This window comes from Actinocrinis sp. (assembly GCF_035653575.1).
In the GTDB taxonomy this organism is placed as follows: Bacteria; Actinomycetota; Actinomycetes; order Streptomycetales; family Catenulisporaceae; genus Actinocrinis.
In genome coordinates, this window is sequence record NZ_DASRBQ010000172.1 from 1 (window position 1) to 24,064 (window position 24,064).

Annotated in this window: 16 protein-coding genes and 1 pseudogene; 7 read left to right on the forward strand and 10 right to left on the reverse strand. The window is 69.4% G+C overall.

Going from position 1 to position 24,064, the window contains the following annotated elements:
- Positions 1 to 670: zinc-binding dehydrogenase (locus tag VFA06_RS23510; RefSeq protein WP_324842868.1), on the forward strand; the 670-nt coding region annotated here is incomplete at its 5' end.
- Positions 671 to 682: 12 nt separating this feature from the next.
- Here VFA06_RS23510 and VFA06_RS23515 read toward each other — a convergent pair.
- Together VFA06_RS23515 and VFA06_RS23520 are read right to left on the reverse strand one after the other, a co-directional pair.
- The gene (locus VFA06_RS23515) at positions 683 to 1,906 is read right to left on the reverse strand and encodes a CopD family protein (RefSeq protein ID WP_324842869.1); all 1,224 of its coding nucleotides are present in this window, start codon (positions 1,904 to 1,906) and stop codon (positions 683 to 685) included.
- Between the two features lie 233 nt (positions 1,907 to 2,139).
- Positions 2,140 to 2,778, reverse strand: coding sequence for an HAD family acid phosphatase (locus VFA06_RS23520; RefSeq protein ID WP_324842870.1), 639 nt, complete (start codon positions 2,776 to 2,778; stop codon positions 2,140 to 2,142).
- Positions 2,779 to 2,970: 192 nt separating this feature from the next.
- Between VFA06_RS23520 and VFA06_RS23525 the strand changes: the two genes are divergently transcribed.
- Together VFA06_RS23525 and VFA06_RS23530 are read left to right on the forward strand one after the other, a co-directional pair.
- Positions 2,971 to 3,675 carry a type 1 glutamine amidotransferase gene (locus VFA06_RS23525; protein WP_324842871.1) on the forward strand — a complete coding sequence of 235 codons (705 nt, stop codon included), beginning with the start codon at positions 2,971 to 2,973 and terminating at the stop codon, positions 3,673 to 3,675.
- A gap of 215 nt (positions 3,676 to 3,890) precedes the next feature.
- A complete protein-coding gene (locus tag VFA06_RS23530) occupies positions 3,891 to 9,374 on the forward strand; it encodes a carboxyl transferase domain-containing protein (RefSeq protein WP_324842873.1) in 5,484 nt (1,827 codons plus the stop codon).
- 93 nt (positions 9,375 to 9,467) lie between these two features.
- Here VFA06_RS23530 and VFA06_RS23535 read toward each other — a convergent pair whose 3' ends face one another.
- Positions 9,468 to 10,280, reverse strand: coding sequence for an SAM-dependent methyltransferase (locus VFA06_RS23535; RefSeq protein ID WP_324842874.1), 813 nt, complete (start codon positions 10,278 to 10,280; stop codon positions 9,468 to 9,470).
- Positions 10,281 to 10,543: 263 nt separating this feature from the next.
- On the opposite strand from VFA06_RS23535, the gene VFA06_RS23540 reads away from it, so the two are divergent.
- On the forward strand, positions 10,544 to 11,077 hold the full coding sequence (locus VFA06_RS23540) for a hypothetical protein (RefSeq protein ID WP_324842875.1): 534 nt from the start codon (positions 10,544 to 10,546) through the stop codon (positions 11,075 to 11,077).
- A gap of 21 nt (positions 11,078 to 11,098) precedes the next feature.
- Here the strand turns inward: VFA06_RS23540 and VFA06_RS23545 are convergent, their stop codons facing one another.
- The 5 genes from VFA06_RS23545 to VFA06_RS23565 are packed head-to-tail and all read right to left on the reverse strand — an operon-like array spanning position 11,099 to position 17,438.
- Entirely contained in the window at positions 11,099 to 12,640 is a 1,542-nt protein-coding gene (locus VFA06_RS23545; protein ID WP_324842876.1) for an alpha-N-arabinofuranosidase, read from the reverse strand.
- Positions 12,637 to 13,530, reverse strand: coding sequence for a carbohydrate ABC transporter permease (locus tag VFA06_RS23550; RefSeq protein WP_324842877.1), 894 nt, complete (start codon positions 13,528 to 13,530; stop codon positions 12,637 to 12,639). The genes VFA06_RS23545 and VFA06_RS23550 overlap by 4 nt, the downstream gene beginning before the upstream one ends.
- Positions 13,527 to 14,489 (reverse strand): sugar ABC transporter permease, encoded by a 963-nt coding sequence (locus VFA06_RS23555; RefSeq protein ID WP_324842878.1) that lies wholly within the window; start codon positions 14,487 to 14,489, stop codon positions 13,527 to 13,529. Before VFA06_RS23555 ends, VFA06_RS23550 begins: the two co-directional genes overlap by 4 nt.
- A gap of 10 nt (positions 14,490 to 14,499) precedes the next feature.
- Positions 14,500 to 15,879 (reverse strand): ABC transporter substrate-binding protein, encoded by a 1,380-nt coding sequence (locus VFA06_RS23560; RefSeq protein WP_324842879.1) that lies wholly within the window; start codon positions 15,877 to 15,879, stop codon positions 14,500 to 14,502.
- 32 nt (positions 15,880 to 15,911) lie between these two features.
- Complete coding sequence (locus tag VFA06_RS23565) at positions 15,912 to 17,438, reverse strand: alpha-N-arabinofuranosidase (protein WP_324842880.1); 1,527 nt, start codon at positions 17,436 to 17,438, stop codon at positions 15,912 to 15,914.
- A gap of 199 nt (positions 17,439 to 17,637) precedes the next feature.
- Here VFA06_RS23565 and VFA06_RS23570 point away from each other — a divergent pair, with 199 nt between their 5' ends.
- Both VFA06_RS23570 and VFA06_RS23575 read left to right on the forward strand, forming a co-directional pair.
- Positions 17,638 to 18,666 carry a LacI family DNA-binding transcriptional regulator gene (locus VFA06_RS23570; RefSeq protein ID WP_324842881.1) on the forward strand — a complete coding sequence of 343 codons (1,029 nt, stop codon included), beginning with the start codon at positions 17,638 to 17,640 and terminating at the stop codon, positions 18,664 to 18,666.
- Positions 18,667 to 18,890: 224 nt separating this feature from the next.
- On the forward strand, positions 18,891 to 20,981 hold the full coding sequence (locus tag VFA06_RS23575) for an RICIN domain-containing protein (protein WP_324842882.1): 2,091 nt from the start codon (positions 18,891 to 18,893) through the stop codon (positions 20,979 to 20,981).
- Positions 20,982 to 21,057: 76 nt separating this feature from the next.
- On the opposite strand, the gene VFA06_RS23580 is transcribed toward VFA06_RS23575, so the two are convergent.
- Positions 21,058 to 21,801 carry a TetR/AcrR family transcriptional regulator gene (locus VFA06_RS23580; RefSeq protein ID WP_324842883.1) on the reverse strand — a complete coding sequence of 248 codons (744 nt, stop codon included), beginning with the start codon at positions 21,799 to 21,801 and terminating at the stop codon, positions 21,058 to 21,060.
- Positions 21,802 to 21,966: 165 nt separating this feature from the next.
- On the opposite strand from VFA06_RS23580, the gene VFA06_RS23585 reads away from it, so the two are divergent.
- Complete coding sequence (locus tag VFA06_RS23585) at positions 21,967 to 23,487, forward strand: MFS transporter (protein ID WP_324842884.1); 1,521 nt, start codon at positions 21,967 to 21,969, stop codon at positions 23,485 to 23,487.
- Positions 23,488 to 23,597: 110 nt separating this feature from the next.
- Here the strand turns inward: VFA06_RS23585 and VFA06_RS23590 are convergent.
- Positions 23,598 to 24,064: pseudogene (locus tag VFA06_RS23590) on the reverse strand (hypothetical protein); the annotation flags it as partial.

A 24,064-nucleotide genomic window follows, 5' to 3' on the forward strand; every position in this document is an offset into this window, starting at 1 on the left:
CGGCGACATCGTCCTGATCTGGGGCGCCACCGGCGGCCTGGGCTCCTACGCCGTCCAACTGGCCCACCGCGCCGGCGCCATCCCCATCGGCATCATCAGCAACCCCCACAAAGCCGAACTCCTGCACCACCTCGGCTGCCACCACATCATCGACCGCCACGAACTCGGATTCACTGACAAGGACGGCGCCGACTCGGCGGAGAAGTGGCGGGCCCTTGGCTCGGCGGTCCGCAAGCAGGTCGGCGAGGACCCGCACGTCGTCTTCGAACACGTAGGGCGAGCCACTTTCTCAGCGTCCGTATTCGTCGCACGCCGGGGAGGCACGGTCGTGACCTGCGGTTCCAGCACCGGATACCAGCACCACTACGACAACCGCTACCTGTGGATGAAACTCAAGCGGGTCATCGGCAGCCACGGCGCCAACTACCAAGAAGCAGTGGAAGCCAACCGGCTGCTGGAACTCGGCCTGATCATCCCGGCGCTCTCCCGCGTGCACCCTTTCGAGCAGATCGCCGAGGCCACGCGCTCGGTGCAGCTCAACGCGCACGCCGGCAAAGTCGGCGTCCTCTGCCTCGCCCCCCACGAAGGCCTGGGTGTGACCGATCCGCTGTTGCGCGAACGCATCGGCGAATCGCGGCTGCGCATCTTCCGCGACTCGCCGAATCCGTGATGACGAGGCCTGCTATACGCCGGGCTCGGGCCGCACGGAGCCGGTGACCCGGCGCCGTCGGGCGAGGCGCCCGGAGAGCCAATAGCCGGCGACCATCACCGCGATGACGGCGAGGGTTTCCAGTACGCCGAGGGTCCAGGTGGAGGCGACGGCCTCCTTCGGCGGGAGCTTCGGCAGCTTGCCGAGCGGGCCGGTGGCGTTGCGCGCCAGATCGGCCTGGTAGGCCTGGTTGCGGGCGGAGCCGTGCAGGAACGGCGCGACGAACAGTAGCGCCAGGCCCAGCAGCGTCTCAACGGCGACCACTGCCGGGAACCGCCGCACCAGGATCGTGCGCAGCGGGCGGTGGTCGCCGGCCGCCCGCAGCGCGTCGATCCGCGGGTGCAGCCAGAACTGGTTGGCGGCGCCGAGCAGCAGCAGCGCCCCGAAAATCAGGATCTTGACGCCGAGTACGCGCCCGTACATCGTGGTGAACAGCTGCGAGGGGCCGTCCACGTGCTCCCAGTAGAGGAACAGCCCGGACAGTCCCACGGCGGCGACGCAGCTCATCGCGGTGGCCGAGAAGCGGCGGATCGCCGGGGACCAGAAGGCGTGCCGGTCCGCCGGGGCGATCGCGCCGGGCAGGGTGAGCAGCGCCAGGCCGGCCAGGCCGCCGAGCCAGATCGCGCCGCCGACCAGGTGCAGCATCCACACGATGGTCTCGAAGATGCTGCGGCCTAGGTTGTTAGGCGCCTTGGCGGGGAACTTCGTGGTGCCGAGCGCGATGGTTCCGGCGCTGAGACTCGCCGCGAGCAGCCATCGCCGGGCCGGTCCCGGCGCGCCCGAGCGCAGCGCCAGCGGGACGAGCGCGACTACGCCGACCAGCAGGAGCGTCACTTCCAGGCCGGAAAGCAGTCCGTCCGTCGTGCCGTCGAAGAGGGACTTCCAGGCGGTCGCGTAGTTGTAGCCGCCCTTCTTGCCGGAGTGCGCCAGCGAGGTGAGCACCGCGGGCACCGCGAGCGCCCCGAGCACGATCGCGGCTCGGGCAAGACGCCTGGTCACCGCGGAAAGCGTGGCCGCATTGAGCCGACCGGCCGCCGGGCCCGTGGAGATCAACGACAGAGCGGTCACGCCGACGAACCCCATCAGGGTGACCCAGGTGGTCCAGGCGACCGCGCTGTCCTCGAAGGAGCCGAGTGGGGTGGACGGAAGCGGCGCCGCCTGCGGTAACAGGGCGAGCAGCTGATCGGATGTGGGCATGCGCGATCACCTCGAATACGAACCGGGAAGGTGAGAACTTAGGTTAGGCTACCCTAAGTTGATCAGTCAACGGTTGACCCGGATCGAGGTGGAAAAGACTCAGGGCGCGCAGAATCAAGGCGCGCACAATCCGTCCCCTAGGAATCAGGGCGCTCAGACAGGACCGGCCGGCAGCGCGTTGACCGGCCTCGGCTGCGGACTCGTCGCCACGAGCCGAGGCCGGTCCGGCAGGGTCAGTCCAGCAGGCCGTTGTAGTCCGGCAGCTTGAAGGTCGCCTGCGCGTAGCCGCCGTCCAGGTCGCTCTGGCTGTTGCCGATGTTCGCCACGATCGTGTAGCCGTCGGCGGTGATCTGCTGGCGCGCGCCGGTCTTGAAGGTCTGCAGCGACTCGAACAGCTGGATCGGGTTGCGGCTGTACAGGCCGTCCAGCTGGTAGCCGACCGTCGTGAGGTTGTACTCGGTGAACGCGTCGATGACATCGGGGCGGCCGGTGACGAAGAAGATCTTCGCGCCGTGCGCGGCCGCGTACTTGGCCAGCGCGAGCACCGGGGGCGTCGCCGGGACCGGGTACGTCGAGCTGAAGTACGAGGCCAGCGCGGTGTTGTCGATGTCGAGCACGATCGCGGGCTTCTCGCCGGCGGGCACCGAGGCCAGCGCGCCGGTCAGATAGGCCTGAGCCTGGTCGGTGACCGCGGTGACGTCGGAGATCCACTGGGCGTAGGTGACTGTGGTCGCCGCGCTGGTCACCGCGGTGGATGCGGCCGGGCGGGCGGTCTGGGCGAGCGCCGGATCCGCGGAGCCGAGGGCGAGCGCGGCGGTGAGTGCCAGGGTGAGCGAGGCGGCGGTGCGGCGGCCGCCGAGCGGTGTGGGCATCGCTTTCATCCTTTGTGAGTGGCCTGATACCAGTGCCCTCAGAGGATCTCCGGACCCGGCGGCGCAGGAAAGAGGAGAACATGAATAATCCTCAAATTTTGCCTACCCGCTCAGCCGCTTCGGTCGACCCGGCGCGCAGTAACGTCAACGTCGTCGCCCCCGACACCCGAACACACCGCCTGGGAGGCACTGTTGCGCGCCCTCTGTGTCCTGCACGACGCCTTCTCCACCACCGGCCTCATCGGCGAGTCGCTGCGAGCGCGCGGCTGGCAGGTCGACGAGGCGTTGATCGTACCGGCCGAGCGGTACGACACGCCCAACGTCGACTTCTCCTTCCCGGACCACCGCGAGTACGACTTGCTCGTCCCGATGGGCGCGCCATGGTCCGCGTATGACGAGGCCGCCGTCGGGCGATGGCTCGTGCCCGAGCTGGACTGGCTCGCGCGCGCCGCGACGTCCGGCGGCGCGGTGTTCGGCATCTGCTTCGGCGCCCAGGCGCTGGCCCGTGCACTCGGCGGCTCGGTGGCGCTCTCCCCGCATCCCGAGATCGGCTGGACCGCCGTCGAGCCTGACGATCCCAGCCTGATCTCCCCCGGCCCGTGGTTCCAATGGCACTTCGACACCTTCACCCCGCCGCCCGGCGCGACAGTGCTGGCCCGCAACCCGGCCGCCGTACAGGCGTACCGGATCGGACGCAGCCTCGGCGTGCAGTTCCATCCCGAGGTCACCGCGGTGGACATCAAGCTGTGGCTCGGCAACGGCGGCGAGGCGCAAGTGCGTGAGCGTGGCATCGATCCGGCCGACCTGCTCACGGAGGCCGTCCGGCAGGAAGAAGCCGCGCGGGCGCGGGCCGGCGAGCTGACCGACGCCTATCTGGAGAAGATCTTCGCCGCCTAGCACGGTACCGGTCGCTGACGGCCGACCCGATTCGCACCTTAGCCGTCCTCTACCGGCGCACCGGAGACTTTTGGCTCCTCTCCACAAAAATCGGTAGCCCGGCCTGCCGCGCTACCCAAGTTCCGCTACCAGCCGGTTCACGAAAGACTGTCATCGGCAGGAGTCCGGGGACGCGGTCCCCGGTTGTTCGTTGGCCACAAGAAAGGCTTGTATCGGTGTTCACTCGCGTCGCCATCGTCAACCGAGGTGAGGCCGCGATGCGGCTGATCCACGCCGTCCGGGACCTCGCCGCCGAGACCGGTACACCGATCGAGACGGTCGCGCTGCACACCGACGTCGATCGGACAGCCACCTTCGTGCGCGAGGCCGACCTCGCCTACGACCTGGGACCGGCCGCCGCCCGGCCGTACCTCAACCTGGAGCTGCTCGAACGCGCGCTGGTGGAGACCGGGGCCGACGCCGCCTGGGTGGGCTGGGGCTTCGTCGCCGAGGACCCGGCCTTCGCGCAGCTGTGCGACCGGATCGGCGTCACCTTCGTCGGCCCGAACGCCGAGGCGATGCGCAAGCTCGGCGACAAGATCGGCGCGAAGCTGATCGCCGAGGAGGTCGGCGTCCCGGTGGCGCCGTGGAGCCGCGGTGCGGTCGAGACCCTGGAGGCGGCGGTACGCGCGGCCGAGCAGATCGGCTACCCGCTGATGCTCAAGGCCACCGCGGGCGGCGGCGGGCGCGGCATCCGCGTCATCACGAACGAGGCCGAGCTGGTCGACGCCTACGAGCGCACCAGCCAGGAGGCGGCGCGGGCGTTCGGCAGCGGCGTCGTCTTCCTCGAGCGGCTGGTCACCGGGGCGCGGCACGTCGAGGTCCAGGTCATCGCCGACGGCCAGGGCACCGCCTGGGCGGTCGGCGTGCGCGACTGCTCCGTGCAGCGACGCAACCAGAAGATCATCGAGGAGTCCGCCTCGCCGGTGCTCAGCCCGCAGCAGGCGGCGGAACTGAAGGCCTCGGCCGAACGGCTCGCGGTCTCGGTAGGCTACTGCGGAGCGGCGACCGTCGAGTTCCTCTACCACCCGGGCGAGAAGCTGTTCGCGTTCCTCGAGGTCAACACCCGCCTCCAGGTCGAGCACCCGATCACCGAGACGACCAACGGCATCGACCTGGTCAAGCTCCAGCTGCACGTGGCCTGCGGCGGCAAGCTGAGCGGCGAGCGGCCGGTCGAGCGCGGGCACGCGATCGAGGCGCGGCTCAACGCCGAGGACCCCGACCGCGACTTCGCCCCCTCCCCCGGCCGGATCGCCCGGCTCGACCTGCCCGCCGGGCCCGGCATCCGCGTCGACACCGGGGTCAGCGAAGGCGACACCATCCCGGCCGACTTCGACTCGATGATCGCGAAGATCATCGCCTACGGCCGCGATCGCGAGGAGGCCCTCGGCAGGCTGCGCCGGGCGATGACCGAGACCACGGTCATCATCGAGGGCGGCGCGACGAACAAGAGCTTCGTGCTCGACCTGCTCGACCAGCCGGACGTGATCGACGCCACCGCGGACACCGGCTGGATCGACCGCGTCCGCGCCGCGGGCGGCCTCGTCACACACCGGCACTCCGGCGTCGCGCTGGCCGCCGCCGCCATCGAGGCTTATGAGGAAGAGGAGCGGGTCGAGCGGCAGCGGCTGCTGTCGACCGCGTTCGGCGGGCGGCCGCAGGTGCAGCACAAGAGCGGCCGGCCACTCGATCTGAAGCTGCGCGGCGCCAGTTATCGCGTCAAGGTCGCGCGTATCGGTGCGCACCGCTTCCGGGTCGGCATCGACAGCGGCGCCGGCTCGCAGCCGCAGACCGCGGACGTCGAGCTGGACCGGTTCGACGAGCACACCGGCCAGATCGTCGTCAATGGCGCCCGGTTCCGGCTGGTCACCGACACGCACGGGCCGACCCACTTCGTCGAGGTGGACGGGGTCGCGCACCGGGTCAGCCGCGACGAGGGCGGCGTCATGCGCTCCCCGGCCCCCGCGCTCGTGGTCGCGACGCCGCTGGCGGTCGGCGCCGAGGTCGAGGCGGGCGCTCCGGTGCTGGTGCTGGAGAGCATGAAGATGGAGACGGTGCTGCGGGCACCGTTCCGCGCGCGACTCAAGGAATGCGCGGTGACCGTAGGCAGCCAGGTCGAGACCGGCGCGCCGCTGCTGCGGCTTGAGCCGCTGGCCGACGAGGGCGACGCCGCGGCGCAGAACGCCGTCGCGAGCGAGGCGGTCGAGCTCGAACTGCCCGCCGGGACGTCCGCGGTGCCGGCCGGCGAGCGGATCCGCCGCGGGATCCAGGACCTGCGCAGCCTCCTGCTCGGCTTCGACGTGGACCCGCACGACGAGCACCGGGTGCTCGCCGACTACCTGGCCGCCCGCGCCGAGCTGGCCGCCGCGGGACAGCGCCCGCTCGCCGAGGAGATCGAGCTGCTGTCCGTGTTCGCCGATCTCAGCGAGCTGAGCCGCAACCGGCCGGTGGGCGAGGAGCGCAGCGGCGACAGCCACGTGCACAGTGCTCGCGAGCACTTCCACACCTATCTGCAGAGCCTTGATGTCGACCGCGCCGGGCTGCCGGCCTCGTTCCAGGCGAAGCTGGCGAAGGCGCTTGGGCACTACGGCGTCACCGGGCTGGACCGCACGCCGGAGCTGGAAGAGGCCGTGTTCCGGATCTTCCTGGCGCTGCAGCGCGGCACGTCCGACGCCACGGTGGTGGTGACGCTGCTGCGCGAGTGGCTGCGCGAGGCGCCGCCCGGCGAGGCGCTGCGCGAGCCGGTGGGCCTCGCCTTGGAGCGGCTGATCGCCGCCACCCAGGTCCGTTTCCCGGTGGTGGCCGACCTCGCCCGCGGCATCGTGTTCGCCTGGCTCGGCCAGCCGCTGCTGCGCCGCAACCGCGCCCGCGTCTACGTCGAGGTCCGCAAGCACCTGCACTACCTCGACGAGCACCCGGATGCCCCGGACCGCGCCGAGCACATCGCCGCGATGGTCGGCAGCACCGAGCCGCTGGTGCGGCTGCTCGGCCAGCGGCTCGGCCGCAACGGGTTCGACCACGCGCCGATGCTGGAGGTGTTGACCCGCCGCTACTACGGCAACAAGGGCCTGGTACACGTGCGCACGGTCGACGCCGCGGACTGCCGGTTCGTCGTCGCCGAGCGCGCCGGATCCCGCCTGGTCTCCACCGCCATCGGCTTCGACTCGCTCGGCGCCGCGCTGCGCGGTCTGGCCGAAGTCGCGAGCGGCGCCGCCGACGAGGTCGACGCGGACGTCTACCTCGCCTGGGAGAAGCAGCCGGAGGGCTTCGACGCGATGGCTGCCGCGCTGCACGAGGTTCTCAACGCGCAGCCCTTGCCGAGCCAGGTCCGCAGGGTCACCATGACCGTCGCGGGCAGCGGCCGCGCGGTGATGCACCATCACTTCACCTTCCGGCCTTCGGGTTCAGACGCGGGTATGAGCGAGGAGCGGCTGATCCGCGGCCTGCACCCGTACATCGCGCAGCGGATGCAGCTGGAGCGGCTGCGCAACTTCGACCTGACCCGGCTGCCCTCCTCGGACGAAGAGGTCTACCTCTTCCGATGCGTCGCGAAGAACGACCCGGCGGACGACAGGCTGGTCGCGTTCGCGCAGGTGCGTGACCTGACCGAGCTGCGCGACCACGACGGCAGGCTGGTAGCGCTGCCGACGGCGGAGGACACCATGGCCGCCTGTGTCGACTCGATCCGCCGCGCGCATTCGCGGCGTCCGGAGAAGAACCGGTTCCCCACCAACCGGATCGTGCTCTACGTGTGGCCGCCGAGCACGATCACCCGCGCCGAGCTGGACACGATCGCCGCGCGCGTGCTGCCGACCACCGCGGGCGCCGGGCTCGAGGAGATCCTGCTGATCGGCCGGCAGCGCGACCCGGAGACCGGGGCGCTGGAGAAGGTCGCGATGCGCGTCTCCTTCGACGTCGCCGGCGGCAGCCATCTGACCATCGGCGAGCCCTCGGACGAACTGATCGAGCCGTTGGATGCGTATCGGCAGAAGGTGTTGCGCGCGGCCAGCCGCAACACGGTCTACCCCTACGAGCTGACTGGGATGCTCGGCACCTTCGTCGAGCACGATCTCAACGAGGCCCATGAACTGGTCCCGGTCAACCGCCCCAAGGGACTCAACTCGGCGGCGATCGTCGCCGGCCTGGTCACCACCCCCACCGCCCTGCACCCGCAGGGCGTCACCCGCGTCGTCCTGCTCGGGGACCCGACCAAGGCACTCGGCGCGCTGTCCGAACCCGAATGCCGTCGCGTCATCGCCGCCCTCGACCTGGCCGAACGGATGCAGGTGCCCCTGGAGTGGTACGCGCTTTCCGCCGGCGCCCGCATCTCCATGGAGTCCGGCACCGAGAACATGGACTGGGTGGCAGCCGCGCTCAAGCGGATCGTGCAGTTCACCCAGGACGGCGGCGAGATCAACATCGTGGTGGCCGGCATCAACGTCGGCGCGCAGCCGTACTGGAACGCCGAGGCCACGATGCTCATGCACACCAAGGGCATCCTGGTGATGACCCCGGACTCCGCGATGGTGCTGACCGGCAAACACTCTCTGGACTTCTCCGGCGGCGTGTCGGCCGAGGACAACTTCGGCATCGGCGGCTACGACCGCGTGATGGGCCCCAACGGCCAGGCGCAGTACTGGGCACCGAACCTGACCGCCGCACGCGACGTCCTGATGGCGCACTACGACCACACCTACATCGCCCCCGGCGACCAAGCGCCCCGCCGGGCCACCACCAGCGACCCGCGCGACCGCGACGTCTCCAGCTTCCCTCACGTCATCGAGGGCAGCGACTTCACTACCGTCGGCGAGATCTTCTCCCCCACCGCCAACCCCGACCGCAAGAAGCCCTTCGACATCCGCACCGTCATGCGCGCGCTCTCCGACCAGGACCACCCGGTGCTCGAGCGCTGGGCCGGCATGGCCGACGCGGACACCGCGGCGGTGCAGGACGTGCACCTCGGCGGCATGCCGGTCTGCCTGCTGGGCATCGAATCGCGGCCGGTGCCGCGCCGCGGCTTCCCGCCCACCGACGGACCAGACACTTACACCGCCGGCACGCTGTTCCCCCAGTCCTCGAAGAAGGCGGCCCGCGCCATCAACGCGGCCAGCGGCAACCGGCCCCTGGTGGTACTGGCCAACCTCTCCGGCTTCGACGGCTCCCCGGAGTCGATGCGCAAGCTCCAGCTGGAGTACGGCGCGGAGATCGGCCGCGCGATCGTGAACTTCCGCGGCCCGATCGTCTTCTGCGTGATCTCCCGCTACCACGGCGGCGCGTTCGTGGTCTTCTCCAAGGCCCTGAACCCGAACATGACCGTCCTGGCCATCGACGGCTCCTATGCCTCCGTGCTCGGCGGCGCCCCCGCCGCCGCCGTGGTCTTCTCCGGCGAGGTCAACACCCGCACCGCCAACGACCCACGGCTACGCGAGCTGGAGGCCCGCATCACCGCCGCCACCGGCGCCGAGCGCGCCGCCCTGACCGCCGAGCTGGACGAGCTGCGCGCCACCGTACGCGCCGAGAAGCTCGGCGAAGTCGCCGCCGAATTCGACCGCGTGCACGACATTCAGCGCGCCGTGCGAGTCGGCTCGGTCGACGCCGTCATCCAGGCCTCGGAACTGCGCCCGCGCATCATCGAGGCGATCGAGGCGCACCTGCGCTGACGCACCATGCGCACACCTCGACGCGCCGCGGATTGAGTTCCGCGGCGCGTCGAGGCGCCTCAGACCGTCATCCTGCGGGAAAGAAGCCGAGCCCTATTTGCGAACGGCGACCGCGGCGTACGCCGAGTAGCGGCTGACATCGCCGTCGAGCGGATCGGGCCCGGCGTCGGGATCCGGCCGCCAGTGGATCATGCAGACCAGGCCGGGTGGAACCAGTTCGTACCCGGGCAGCAGCGCGGTGATCTGGGCGTGGCTGCGACCGGTCAACCCGGCGCTGGCGCTGCGATAGACGTTCTCCATGTCGCGCAGCCGCTCGGGTTGAAAGTCGTCGGTGGCGTGCGTTAGCGCGAGCAGCGAGCCGGGCACGGTCGCGCGCCGGTAGGCGTCGACGACCGCGGCCGGGTCGTCCTCGTCCGGCACGAAGTGCAGCACCGCGAACGTCAACACCGCGACCGGCTGGGAGAAGTCCAGCAGGCCGCGCGCCTGCTCCAGCACGAAGTCGGCATCGCGCAGGTCCGCGTGCACGACCATGGTGTTGGCGACCCCGTCGAGCAGGCTGCGGCTGTGCGCGACCGCGACCAGGTCGTTGTCTACATACACGGTGCGCGCCTGCGGGGCGAGCCGCGCAGCCACCTCGTGCGTGTTGCCGACTGTCGGAATTCCAGCGCCCAGGTCGAGGAACTGGCTGACTCCCTGCTCGACCGCGAAGGCGACGGCGCGGCGCAGGAACGCCCGGTTGGCCCGCGCGATGTGCGGCGAGTCCGGCCAGACCGCCATCGCCTGTTCGGCCAGCTCCCGATCGGCCGCGAAGTTGTGGCTTCCGCCCAGGTAGTAGTCGTACATACGGGCTGGAGCCGGCCGCTCGATGTCCACCTCGTCCGGCGCCCAGCTGGGGCGTTGGGTCACGACTTCCCCTTCGGAATCAGCGCGCTGCGTTCTCGCCGCTCGCCATCAGCCTACGGCCGGCCGGTCAGCTGCGCCCCCTTCTTCCCTACAGATCGGCCGTCCCGTCCGCTGCGCGCATACTGCTCGGCTCGATTGGCGCCGTCGGCGCTTTCGCAAGCGCGATCGCCGGAAACCGGCCGGGAGTATTGTGCGTCCTCTGATACACACACGGGGCGCACGGTACTCCCGGCCGGTAGGTCCGGCCGGCGGTGGCGAGGATGACGATGGCGACTGACACGAACACGGGCACGGGCACGATTCGGCGGCGGGCGCGTCTAGCGCGTGGACTCGCCTGGTTCGCCGGAATCGCGGGTGCGGGTCTTGTGCTGGGGGTCGTCAGCATCGTGGTTCTGCGGGCCGTCGACAAGCCGCTTCAGTTACTCAAGGCCGACCAGCTTCGGCAGCTCTCGCTGACCGGCACCTGGAAGGACAAGGCTGGCGCGATGATCGTCTTCTCGCCCTCCCACATCACGAGCCAGAACGCCTTCAACGACAGCGTCGGCGGTGACTTCAAGTTCGTCGACATGCCGAACATCTTCGATGCCCGCACGATGCAGAATCCCCCGGCGAACGGGCACGGATACTGGACCATCGACGGGCAGACAGACGGGTACATCGAGTTGTTCTTCCCGGACCTCGCCACGCCTGAGGATCCGAGGCCGCAGGTGAGCCTGCTCGTCGAGGGCAGTGTGTCGTCCCCGATCCTGCTGTGCCGCTATCCCGACAACTACGATACGTGCACGTTCCGCAAACAGTAGCTGGCCTTTACCGGACTACGGTCAAGCGTTACGCGTTTCCAGTTCGATCACGGACCACGACTCGGCGGGGAGCACCGCAGTCGTGGCGCGGTTTCGGGTCTCGATCCGCTTGAGTTCGACGAGTGTCCCGTCGATGGACCGCAGTTCGTCCGCGTCGTGCGCGGTGAGGGTGCGGGCCGCGAGCAGCGTGCAATCGCCGAACGCTTGGTGATCGATCGTGACTTCGGCGGGATTCGGCCCGCGGTTGGCGAGGAACACCGCGGCTCGCCCCGCCGCGCGGTCGAGGGTCGCGGCGGCGGCCACGGAGGGCACCGTGCCGTGGCGGTCGGTGGTCAGCGGCGCGCACTCCACCGCCGTGCGCAGCGCGGTTCCGGTGGCCAGGCGGGCCGTGGCGGCGAACGGGTGGAAGGTGGTCTGGCGGGTGACCGGTCCGTCCGGCTCGGTCAGGATCGGTGCGCTGACGTTGACCAGCAGCGACAGGCAGGCGATCTTGACCCGGTCGGCGTGATTGAGGATGCTGATGAGCAGGTCGCCGAGCACGACCGCGTCCAGGCTCTGATAGGGGTCCTCGGTGATCCGCGGCGGGGTCAGCGAGAGGTCGCGGGCGAGGCCGGCCGGGGAGACGTCGGCCGCGGACGACCAGACGTTCCACTCGTCCAGGGCGATCTGGAGCCTGCGCCCGGAGCCTCGGCGTGCCGCGACGGCGTCCACGGTCGCGACGACGTCCTCGATGAACCGGTGCAGGCGGTGCCCGGAGACGAGATAGTCGCGGCGCGCCTGGGTTCCGTCGTAGTACGCGTGCATCGACAGGTAGTCGACGACGTCGAGGGTCAGTTCGGCGACGGTGTCCTCCCACCGGCCGAACGTCGGCATCTCCCGCGAGGAGGATCCGCAGGCGACTAGTTCGATTTCGGGATCGACCATGCGCATCGCCTTGCCCGCTTCGGCGGCGCGCCGGCCGTACTGCTCCGCCGTGGTGTGCCCGATCTGCCAGTCGCCGTCCATCTCGTTGCCCAAGCACCACGTGCGCACCGCGTGTGGGGCCGGGGTCCCATAGGACGCACGCAGATCGGCGAGAGTGGTGCCGCTCGCCACGTTGCAGTACTCGACGAGCTCGGCGGCCTCGCGCACGCCGGCGGTGCCGAGATTGACCGCCATAATCGGGTCGAGCCCGCGGCGGGCCGCCCAGCGCAGGAATTCGTCCGTGCCGACAGTGTTCGGCTCGGCGGTCCGCCAGGCCAGGTCCAGCCGGGTGGGTCGGTCCGCGACCGGTCCGATGCCGTCGCGCCAGTCGTAGCCGGAGACGAAGTTGCCGCCGGGGTAGCGCACCAGCGTGACCCCGAGTTCGTCGACGAGGGCTGAGACGTCTCCGCGGAATCCTTCGGCGTCCGCGGTGGCGTGTGTGGGCTCGTAGATGCCCGTGTACACGCAGCGGCCCATGTGCTCGACGAAGCTGCCGAAGATACGCCGGTCGATCTCGCCGACCACGAAGGCCGGATGCAGGAACACCTTCGCCGTAGCCGCCGCACCGCCCACACCGCCGGCACCGCCCGCACCGCTCATCGGGAACTCCCGGCGAGCAGGCCGCGGATGAAGTGCCGCTGCAGGAACACGAACAGCAGGATCGTCGGGATCGTCGCGAACGTGCACGCCGCCATCAGCTGCCCCCACAGGTCCGCGCTGCTGGTGCTGCCCTGCGCCCCGCTCACGTTCGAGGTCAGGCTGGCGAGCAGGATGGCCAGGGTCTCGTGGCGCTGGTCGTTGACCGCGACGATCGGCCAGACCAGATCGTTGTAGATGTTGAACAGCGACAGCACCGCGAGCGCCGCGAGGGCCGGGCGCAGCACCGGGACGCAGATCGAGCGGAACACCCGCAGCGGTCCCGCGCCGTCGATGCGCGCGGCGTCGATCAGCTCGTCAGGGATCTGCTCGATGGTCTGCCGCATCCAGAACACGCTGAACGCGTCGACCGCGCCGGGCAGGATGAGCGCCTGGTAGCTGTTGATCCAGCCGATCTGGCTCATCTCCAGCAGCAGCGGCACGATCAGCACCAGCGTCGGCAGCATCAGGGTGAGCAGGACGAACCCGAACAGGAAGTTCTTGAACGGGAAGTCGAACTTCGCGAAGCCGTAGCCGGCCAGCGGGCTGAACACCATCAGCACGCCGCCCTTGACCACCACCACGATCAGAGTGTTGATGAACGCGTGCACGATCGGGACGTTCGCGAACATCCCGGTCCAGTTGCGCAGCGTCGCCTGCGCCGGGTTGAAGCCGAGCGGGTCGTCCAGGATGCTCACGCCCGGCTTGAGCGACGAGGTCACCATCCAGTAGATCGGGTAGAGGAAGGCGAGGGCGGCGAGCAGCATCGCCAGGTAGCCAAGGGCCCGGCGGAAGCGGACCGCCGGCTCGGTGCGGCGCGCCCGGACCGAGGGGACGCTCAACGCGCTACTCACTGCTCCTCCTTCGAGCGCAGCACCCGCACGGCGATCAGCGAGAGCAGGAAGACCAGGACGACGAGCAGGAAGGAGTTCGCCGCGCCGGTGCCCAGGTCGGAGTTCTGAATGTGCTGGTAGAGGTAGAGCCCTGAGGTGGTGGTGCTGTTGTACGGACCGCCCTGGGTCAGCACGTAGGGCTCCAGGAACATCTGCGAGATGCCGAGCGTGGAGATCACCAGGAAGAAGCCGATGTGCCTGCGCACCATCGGCACGGTGATCGACCAGAACATCCGCGGGGCGCCGGCGCCGTCGAGCGCGGCGGCCTCGTAGAGGTGCTCGGGGATGGACTGCACCGCAGCCAGCATGATGATCAGCGCGAAGCCGCTGGTCTTCCACAGGATGAACAGGGCGATGGAGGGTTTGGCCCAGCTGGTCGTGGTCAGCCAGCCGACCGCGGGCAGCCCGAAGAAGCGCAGGATCGCGTTGAGCACCCCGAAGTTCTTGTCGAAGATCAGGATGAACGCCTGGGCCATCGCGGCCAGCGGCGTCACGTACGGGATGATCACGATCGTGCGCAGCGACTTGGTGAACCGCAGCCTGGCCCTGGTCAGCAGGCTGGCCGCGGCGACCGCGAGCACCGTCTGGAGCGGCACGATGAGCACCCACATCACGCCGGAGTTGCCCAGCGAGGACCAGAACTGCGGATTGGTCAGCAGGTAGGTGTAGTTGCCGAAGCCGACCCAGTGCAGCCGGCCCGCGCCGTGCCAGTCGCTGAAGCTCAGCTCCAGCGCGTAGATCATCGGGTAAGCGCTGAACGCCGCGAAGATCACGAAGAACGGGGCGATGAAGAGGTAGCCCCACCACCAGTCGCGCGGCAGCCTGCGCCGGGTCCGCGCGGACCGGGACGCCGGCGGCCTGGTGCCACGGGCCGGCTCACCGGTCCGTGGCGCCGAGGTGTTCCACTCGAGCAAAGACATGCCGCCCTCACTACGCGCGCTGGACGAGGTTCGTCTTGATGCCGGACACCGACTGCTTGATCACATCGTCGACCGACATCTTGCCGTCCATCAACAGCTGGAGGTTCGCGCCGAGGTAATTGGCCGCCTGGTTGAACCAGGTCGGCACGTGGTAGCCGGCCGGGATGCCGAGCGAGGCCTGGGCGGCCACGTCCCACAGCGAGGTCTTGCCCAGCTGCGGCAGCGCGTTGAACAGGGACGGGCCGCTCAGCGCGCTCTTGACCGACGGCAGCGCGGTGTTCAGGCCGTTGGGGTAGACCGTGTTGGGGCCGAAGACCTGCTTGATGCCCTCGGGGCTGTAGATCGCGTGCTCGTAGAACAGCCAGGCGAGCTGGGGCTGCGCTGCCTTGGCCGGGATGATGAAGGAGCTGCCGCCCATCACGCCGGACCGGGCGCCGCCGGACTTCCACGCGGGCAGCTGGCTGACCCGCCACTTGCCGGAGCTCTTGGTCAGCGCCGTCTGCACCAGGAAGTTGAACCAGATCGCCCACGGCACGATGCTGATCGTGCCGTTGTCGGCCAGCGCGATCTGCGCGGTGCTGGCGAACTTGCAGCGCGCGCCCAGGTTCTCGTCGGCCACCTTCTTGATCCAGGTCAGGGCATTGCGATAGGCGTCAGTGTCAATGGTCAGATTGCCCTGCGCGTCGACGAGCCCGGAGCCCTGTTGCTGGCTGACCAGCATCATCAGCCACTGCATGCCGAGGTTCGGGTCCTGCTCGAGCGGGATCGGGCGGGCATTGGGGTTCTTGCCCTTCACCGCGCGGGCGGCGTCCAGCAGCGCGTCGTACGAGGTCAGCTGCGCCGGGTCCACGCCGGCCGCGGAGAGGATGTCCTCGCGGTAGAAGAACAGGCCCGGATCGGTGTCCCAGGGAATGCCTACCAGCTTGCCGCCGACCGTGTTGACGTCGAGCTTGTACTGGACGGTGTCCGCGACGTACGGCTTCATCAGGCTGGTCAGGTCGTAGAGCTCGGCGGCCTGCGCGCCCACCGCGCCGTCGGCGGCGAAGGAGCCGTCGGGCACTCCGGTGCCGCTGATGAGCGTCGGCGCGAGCTTGGTGCCGATGTCGACGCCGACGAGGTTTAGCTTGACCTGCGGGTACTTGGCGTTGAACGACGGAACCACGGTCTTGAAGACCTTCAGCAGGTCGTCGTCGTTGAACCAGAGAGTCGCCTCGCCCTTGGCCGCGGTGCTACTCGGCACGGCGCTGAGCGCCTTCGTGTTACCCGAGCTGCCGCCGGGGGCGCAGGCACTCAGAGCCGAGATCGCAGCAGTGCCGAGGCCGGCGAAACCGAGTAGCTGGAGCGCGCCGCGCCGGGAGAGCCCGCGCGGGGGAAGTTCGTTCTCTGTCATGAGTGGTCTCCCTTGACCTCGCTGGGTGACGTTCAGTCGATGCTCGCGGTGGCCGCCCGCAGGACGGTCCAGCTGTGCGGCGGCAGGGCGAGCGTGGTGCTGCGTGCATCTTCGGAGCTGGACGTGCCGAGCGGGGTGAGGCTGACGTCCGGTGCGGTCTCGCGGTTTCGTGGTCCGCGGTCGTCGGCGGCGATGTGGCGGGCGGACGTGATCGTCCAGCCATCGAAGCCGGGGTGTCTCAGGTCGACGGTGACGGCGTGGTCCGCCCGGTTGGTGAGGAACACGGCGACATCACCCGTCGTCGGGTCGTGCGTGGCGGACGCGGCGACGGCGGGCACATCGCCGTATCGGCGCGTCGCGAGTTCGGCCGAGCTGACCCGCGTGACCAGGCTGTGGCCGCGGGCGCTGGAGGCCACGGCCGCGAACGGGTGGAACGTCGGCTGGCGCCAGATCGCCCCGCCCGGCTCGGTCATGATCGGGGCGATCACGTTGACCAGCTGGGCCAGGCACGCGATCTTCACCCGGTCGCTGTGGTTGATCAGGCTGGAGAGCAGGTCGCCGACCACCACCGCGTCCAACGCGGAGTACTGGTCCTCGATGCGCGGTCCGGCGATGTCGATCTCCATGGCCTCGCTGCCCGGATAGCGGCTCTGGTACCAGACGTTCCACTCGTCGAACGAGATGTTGATCTTCCGGGACCGCTTGCTGCGCCGCCGCGCCGCGACCGCGTCGATCGTCGCGGCCACGTCCTCGATGAACGAGTCCATCGACGCGCCGGAGGCCAGGAAGCTGGCGCGGTCGCCGTCGTGCTCCTCGTAGTAGGCGTGCATCGAGATGTAGTCGACGTGTTCGCCCGCCGCCTCCAGGACGGTCGATTCCCAGTACCCGAAGGTCGGCATCTCGTGCGAGGAGCTGCCGCAGGCCACCAGCTCGATGTCCGGATCGACCAGCCGCATCGCCTTCGCCGCCTCGGCGGCGAGCGCGCCGTACCGCTCGGCCGTGGTGTGTCCGGTCTGCCAGGGGCCGTCCATCTCGTTGCCCAGGCACCACAGCTTGACCTCGTGCGGCTTGAGCGCGCCGTTGCGGCGGCGGCGCTCGGACCACTCGGTGCCCTCGGGGACGTTGCAGTACTCGACCAACGCCGCCGCCTCCAGCACCCCGGCGGTGCCGAGGTTCACGGCGAGCATCGGCTCCACCCCGCGCGCCTTGGCCCAGGACATGAACTCGTCGGTGCCGACCTGATTGGTCTCGATCGAGCGCCAGGCCAGATCGAGCCGCCGCGGCCGCTGCTCGCGCGGTCCGATGCCGTCGCGCCAGTCGTATCCGGAGACGAAGTTGCCGCCGGGGTAGCGCACCAGCGTCACCCCGAGTTCGCGCACGAAGGCGGAGACGTCGCCGCGGAAGCCCTCGGCGTCCGCGCTGGGATGTCCAGGCTCGTAGATCCCGGTGTACACGCAGCGGCCCATGTGTTCGACGAACGAGCCGAACAGCCGGTGGTCCACCGCGCCACGGTGCTGCTCGCGGTCGAGCGCCACCACTGCGACGCCGTGCTCAGTCATGTGCTTCCTCGCGGGTCTGGGGCGCCGAACCGGTCGTGCCCACCCTGTAGGTTCCGGGTTGGTTCCTACGTTGTACCTGGCGTACCCTGGCCCGTCAAGAGCGCATCGACAAGTCGTTGCAATGGCGGTGACAACCCGCTGCGTCAGTCGCGACGAGTACAATCCCGGATTCGAACGGGGCGTCGGAGGAGGAGAAACAGTGGGCGAACCCACGTTGCACGACGTCGCGAAGCGCGCTGGCGTGTCGATCAAGACCGTGTCCAATGTGCTTCGCGGAGTCAGCTCCAAGGCTTCGGAGGCGACCGCGGCGCGCATCTACGCGGCGATCGAGGAACTCAACTACCGGCCCAACCTCGCCGCGCGCCGGCTGCGCACCGGGCACTCCGACGTGATCGCCCTCGCCGTGCCCGATCTGCGCAACCCGTACTTCGCCGAGCTGTCGGCCTCCATGATCAAGGCCGCCCGCGACGCCGGGTACACGCTGCTGATCGAGGAGACCGGCGGCGACGCCGAGATCGAGCTGAGCGCCGCGGAGGGCCTGCACGACCCGATGATCGAGGGCGTGATCCTCTCCCCGCTCGCCATCGATCCCGCCAGGCTGGCGGCCCGGACCCGCCGGCTGCCGCTGGTCCTGCTCGGCGAGCGCGACTACCCGGGCCAGGGCGACGATCACGTGCTGTTCGACAACGTCCAGGCCTCCTACCGGATCACCGAGCACCTGCTGCAGCAGGGCTACTCCCGCATCGCCGTGATCGGACGCCAGGACGACCCGCCGCATGCGACCGCGGTCAAGCGGTTGACCGGCTACCAGGCCGCGCTGCGTGAAGCCGGGATCCGCTACCAGAAGCAGCTCGCGCCCACGGTCCCCGGCGCGCCGTACGGCAAGGCGATGGGGGCCGCGGCCGCCCGCACCCTGTTCAACCTGCCGAAGCGACCCGACGCGGTGTACTGCTTCGCCGACGTCCTGGCGCTCGGCACGCTGCGCGCCGCCCACGAGAGCGGCCTGCGCGCCCCGGAGGATTTCGGGCTGGCCGGCTTCGACGGCATCGACGAGGGCAGGTTCAGCGTCCCCTCCCTCACCACGATCGCCGTCGACTTCGCCGACCTGGCCAACCTCGCGGTGACCGCGCTGGTGGAGCGAATGCGGTCGAACAAGCCGCTCCCGGACCGGGAACTGCACTGCCGCTACGAGTTGATCGTCGGGGAGAGCTCCCAGCCAAGGCGTTGACCGAGAAGCCTTGACTCGCCGGGACGCCACGAGTACAAGTGTCAGGTACAACGTAGGAACCTAACGGAGCCGCGCGGGAACTCCTCGCGGGAATCCACGCGGGTGCCTACCCAGGACCTCGGGCTCTCCGAGGCGCCGGCCGCCCACCGCCGCTTCCACTCCCCCTCACCCGAAAGCAAGGTGAACCCATGCGTCGACGCTGCCGCATGCCCCGCCGGCGAACCGTGTCCTTGATCGCGCTTCTCTCGATGCTGGCCGGACTGCTCGGCCTCACCGTGCTGACCGCCGGGCCCGCCGCCGCCGTGACCACCGGCAACGGCTCGTTGGTCTACGCCTCCCCCGCCCAGGGCTCCTTCCCGGACAAGGGCGGCGCGACCTACTCGAAGATCATCGTGCTCAAGCACAGCGGCTCGGCGAACGGCACCATCCTCGTCACCTATGACCAGCTCACCTGGGTCAACGGCGTGCAGGTCTATCCGATCTACCGCAGCACCGACAACGGAGCGACCTGGACGCACCTGACCGACGTGGTCCCGTCCAACGACTTCTCGACGCTCACCCGCACCTCGCAGCCCTTCCTCTACGAGGTGCCGCAGGCCACCGGCGGGCTCGCGGCCGGAACGCTGCTGCTGGCCGGGAACATCATGCCGAGCGACAAGTCGAGCACCCGCCTCGTGATCTACAAGAGCACCGACCACGGCGTCACCTGGAGCCTGCTCAGCACGGTCGACACCGGCGGCCCGGCGACCTACGACCCGAGTCCGACCTCTACCACCAGCGCCATCTGGGAGCCGTCGCTGAACCTCGACGCGAACGGCGATCTGGTCTGCTACTTCTCCGACGAGCGGCAGAAGGTATACGACAGCAGCGGCAAGGACACCTCGACCAGCATCCTGCAGGCGGTCTCGTACCACGTCTCCACGGACGGCGGCCAGACCTGGGGCGCCGAGGGCAATGTCGCGGCCATCCCCGACGACAGCGACCGGCCGGGCATGATCACCGTCACCAAGCTCGGCAACGGGCAGTACATGGCGACGTACGAGGTCGTGAACCAGCCGAGTCAGAGCCTGAACACGGCCGTGGTCTACTACAAGCTGTCCAGCGACGGCATCACCTGGACCGCCAACAGCCTCGGCACACAGGTCAAGCTGGCGAACGGGCGCGGCATGGGCTCTTCGCCGTTCGTCAGGTGGGTGCCGGCCGGGGGCCCCAACGGCACGGTGATCGTCTCGTCGAAGTGGGCCGTGGACAGCGGCGGCAACATCAGCGGCGGCGAGAACTTCTACGTCAACTACAACTACGGCCAGGGCTCCTGGGAGCAGATGCCGTACGCGGTCACGTACGACGCGTCGGACACGCAGGGCGGCTACTTCGCGGGCTTCGCGCAGTCCTTCGACACCAGCGTGGACGGCCTGACGCTGTATCAGGCCACGAACGTGGAGAACACCACGAGCGGCCAGAATGACGTGCGCGTCGGCAGCGTTCCGCTCAACGCGCACCACTACGAGGCCGAGCGCGCCACGATCACCGATGCCACGGTCGTCTCACATGCCGACGCCGACGGAGGCAGCAAGGTCGGCTACATCAACAACGCGGACAGCTCCGTGTCCTTCACCCACGTAAACGTGCCCACCGCGGGCACGTACACGGTCAATGTCCGCTACGACAACGGGACCGGCGCGACGAGCAGCCACAGCGTCAGCGTGAACGGCGGCACGGCGTTCAGCCTGAGCTACCCGGCCACCGTGGACTGGGCCCGGTATCAATGGGTTCAATTCACCGCGACGCTCAACGCCGGGAACAACACCATCACCTTCACGCACAACTCCAGCTACGCCGAACTCGACGCCATCGACGTGTATCAGAGCGGCGCCGCGTCGTACGGCGAGTTCAAGCTGGTGAACCGGAACAGCGGCAAGTACCTGGAGATCCCGAACGCGAGCACCGCCTCCGGCGTCCAGGCCGACCAGTGGGGCGACACGAACAACCCGACCCAGGTCTGGCGGATCGCACCCACCTCGGCGGGCACGTCCTACACGCTCACGAACCTGAACAGCGGCAAGCTGCTGGACGTCTCCGGCGCGTCGACGGCGAACGGAGCCGCGGCCGTCCAGGAGCCGGCCGGCAGCGCGTCCTCGCAGGACTGGACCTTCGCGGCGAGCGACTCAGGGTACGGATACGTCACGGACGTCAACAGCGGCAAGCTGCTCGAGATCTATCAGAACTCGACCGCCAACGGAGCCGTCGCGGACCAGTGGGGTCCCACCGGATACAACTGCCAGCAGTGGCTGCTGACCAAGCAGAGCATCCAGTGACCGGCCGCCACCGATAGACCATCGCCGGACCGTTGTCGCTGGTGGGTGCGACGGCGGTCCGGCGATGCCCGTCCGATCAGGGCGCCTTGGAACGCCCGCGGACGACTTCCCGCGTGCTGTACTTCCACCCCTGCATGCAGGCATCGATCTGATCGTCGTCGAGCGGGGGCTCGGCAAGGGGCGTATTGGCGCCGTCGGGCCGGGCGCGCAGGCCGTCGAGGACGATCGACAGATGGCGGCGCCAGTGCTCGGTGGCCACCGGAGCGGTGAACTCAAGCATGCAGACGCCCGCAATGAGCAGCACGCCGATGTCCGTAGGCGCCAGGTCCGAGCGCAGTTCGCCCTCCTGCTGGGCGCGGCTGACGAGATCGGTGAGCATCGGCTGCACCACCTCGCGGATCACCTGGCTCTTCTCGCGGCCGACTTCGTGCAGGTGCGCCTGCTGCGCGATCAGCGCGTCCCGAAGCCCCTTGTCGTGCGCCTGGGATTCGAGCAGGGCCGTCATGAAGTACACCAGGCCGTCCCAGCCCCGCGGCCGGGTCACAGCCTCGTCGGCGATCCGCTTGATCGAGTCGGCCATGTCGTCGAACAGCGCGTCGATCAGCGCGTCCCGGTTGGGGAAGCGCCGGTAGACGGTGCCTACGCCGAGGTCCGCCTCCCGCGCGATCTCGTCGAGCGACGCGTCAAGGCCGCGCTGCGCGAAGACCACCTTCGCGGCCTCGAGAATCAGCCGGCGGTTGCGCTCGGCATCCCGGCGCAGCGGACGCGGCTGCGGCGCGCTCGCCGCGGCGAGCGCTGTCACCTCGGGTTTCCCGTTCATACCGGTCACTCCTACCTTTCGCCCGCCTCCCTCAGTGCGCCGCGGGCGAAGCCTCGGCGAACCTAAGTGGAAATCCATCCTCCACATGGAGGCGGTTCCTCCACTTCCATGGTACAGTCGGTTCCGTAAGTGGAGAAACCTCCTCCGGATGTATGGGACAGATCCATGGCTCAGACCGAGACGACGGCCGCGAACGCCCGGATAGCCGGCGCCGCGCCGACCGCGCCACCCGATTCGCACCACTCCAAGCGCTGGCTCATCCTGGCCGTCATCGGCCTGGCCCAGCTGATGATCGTGCTCGACGTCACCATCGTGAACATCGCGCTGCCCGACGCGCAGAAGGCGCTGGCCTTCTCCAACGGCGACCGGCAGTGGATCGTCACCGCCTACTCGCTCGCCTTCGGCAGCCTGCTGCTGTTCTTCGGCCGCGTGTCCGACGTGATCGGCCGCCGCGCCATGTTCCTGATCGGCCTGATCGGCTTCGCCGCGGCCTCCGCGCTCGGCGGCGCCGCACCGAACTTCGAGGTGCTGGTCACCGCCCGCGCCCTCCAGGGCGTCGCCGGCGCCATGCTCGCCCCGGCGGCCCTGTCGCTGCTGTCCACCACCTTCACCGACGCCAAGGAGCGGGCCACCGCCTTCGCCGTGTTCGGCGGCATCGCCGGTTCCGGCGCCGCGATCGGCATGCTGCTGGGCGGGGTGCTGACCGAGTACCTCAACTGGCGCTGGACGCTGTTCGTCAACGTCGGCATCAGCGTCCTCGCGATCGCCGGCGCCGCCACCCTGATCCCGCGCCACCCGCGCAGCGAGGACCGTCCCCGGCTCGACATCCCGGGCACGGTGCTGGTCTCGGCCGGCCTGTTCGGCCTCGTCTATGGCTTCGCCAACGCGGAATCGCATGCCTGGTCCGCGCCGAGCACCTGGGGCTTCCTGGTCGGCGGTGCCGTGCTGCTGGCGATCTTCACCTGGTGGCAGACCCGCGCCGCGCACCCGCTGCTGCCGCTGCGCGTCCTGCTCGAGCGCAACCGGGGCGGCTCCTACCTGGCGATGTTCCTGACCGGCATCGGCATGTTCGGAGTGTTCCTCTTCCTGAACTACTACCTGCAGGAGAACCTGCGCTACTCGCCCGTGATGACCGGCGTGGCGTTCCTGCCGATGGTCGCCGCCCTGATGATCACCGCGACGATCAGCACCACGCAGTTCTACCCCCGCTTCGGCGCGAAGATCCTGGTCTTCCTCGGCATGCTGATGGCCGGCGGCGGCATGGCCTGGCTCACCGGGATCAGCCTCAGCTCCAGCTACGCCGCGAACATCCTCGGCCCGCTGCTGGTCGTCGGCGTCGGCATGGGCATGATCTTCGCCCCGGCGATGAACGCGGGCACCTCTGGAGTGGAGGCGCATGACGCCGGTGTCGCCTCGGCCACCGTCAACACCACCCAGCAGATTGGCGGCTCGATCGGCACCGCGCTGCTCAACTCGCTGGCGAGCACGGCGTTCGCGCACTACCTGGTCGGCAAGAACCCGACCAGCCAGCTCGTGCAGGCCAACGCCGCGATCCACAGCTACATCACCGCGTTCTGGTGGGCCGCGGGGATCTTCGCCGCCGGCGCCGTCATCTGCGGCCTGATCCTCAAGGCAGGCAAGCCCGACCCGGCAGACCCGGACGCGGCCCCCGCCATCCACGCCTAGCCCAAAGCGGCAGCGTCGCCGCATCCGGAGAACCAACCGCACGGCACGGCAGTGGTCCCCCCGCCCAAGCGGGGGAACCACTGCCACTTCAGTAGCTCATCACACCGCTTTCAGTCCGGCGTGCACAGCACCACCGTCGCGTCATCGTGGACGTTGCTGCGCGGCCATCGCTCAGCCAGCGGATCCGAGTCCTCGGCGTCACGCGCAGCCCTGATGATCGCCCGCGGCCCGCCCTCGTCCATTGCGTCGAGCGCCGAACGCCAGTCCAGAAGCTCATAGCGTTCGACGACAGCTGCCGCTCCGTCGCTGAGCAATGCGGCTCGGCGTAGGTCCCCACGGCCGATGTGTCCTTGGCGCCCGCGGGCTGCGGCATCGGGATTCGCCGAGGCGATCCAGTAGCTTCCACGTACGTTGCGCCGCGCTCGATCCCGCTCGGCCGGCGCAAGTTGGCTCAGGCGCTTGTCGCTTCGCGCGACCTGGGTGCCGTCGGCCAGGTCGAAGACGATGGTCGAGTCCCCCAGGACGTAGTACTCGTATACGTCCGGCAACTCCCGAAGAATCGCGACCGCCGCCGACG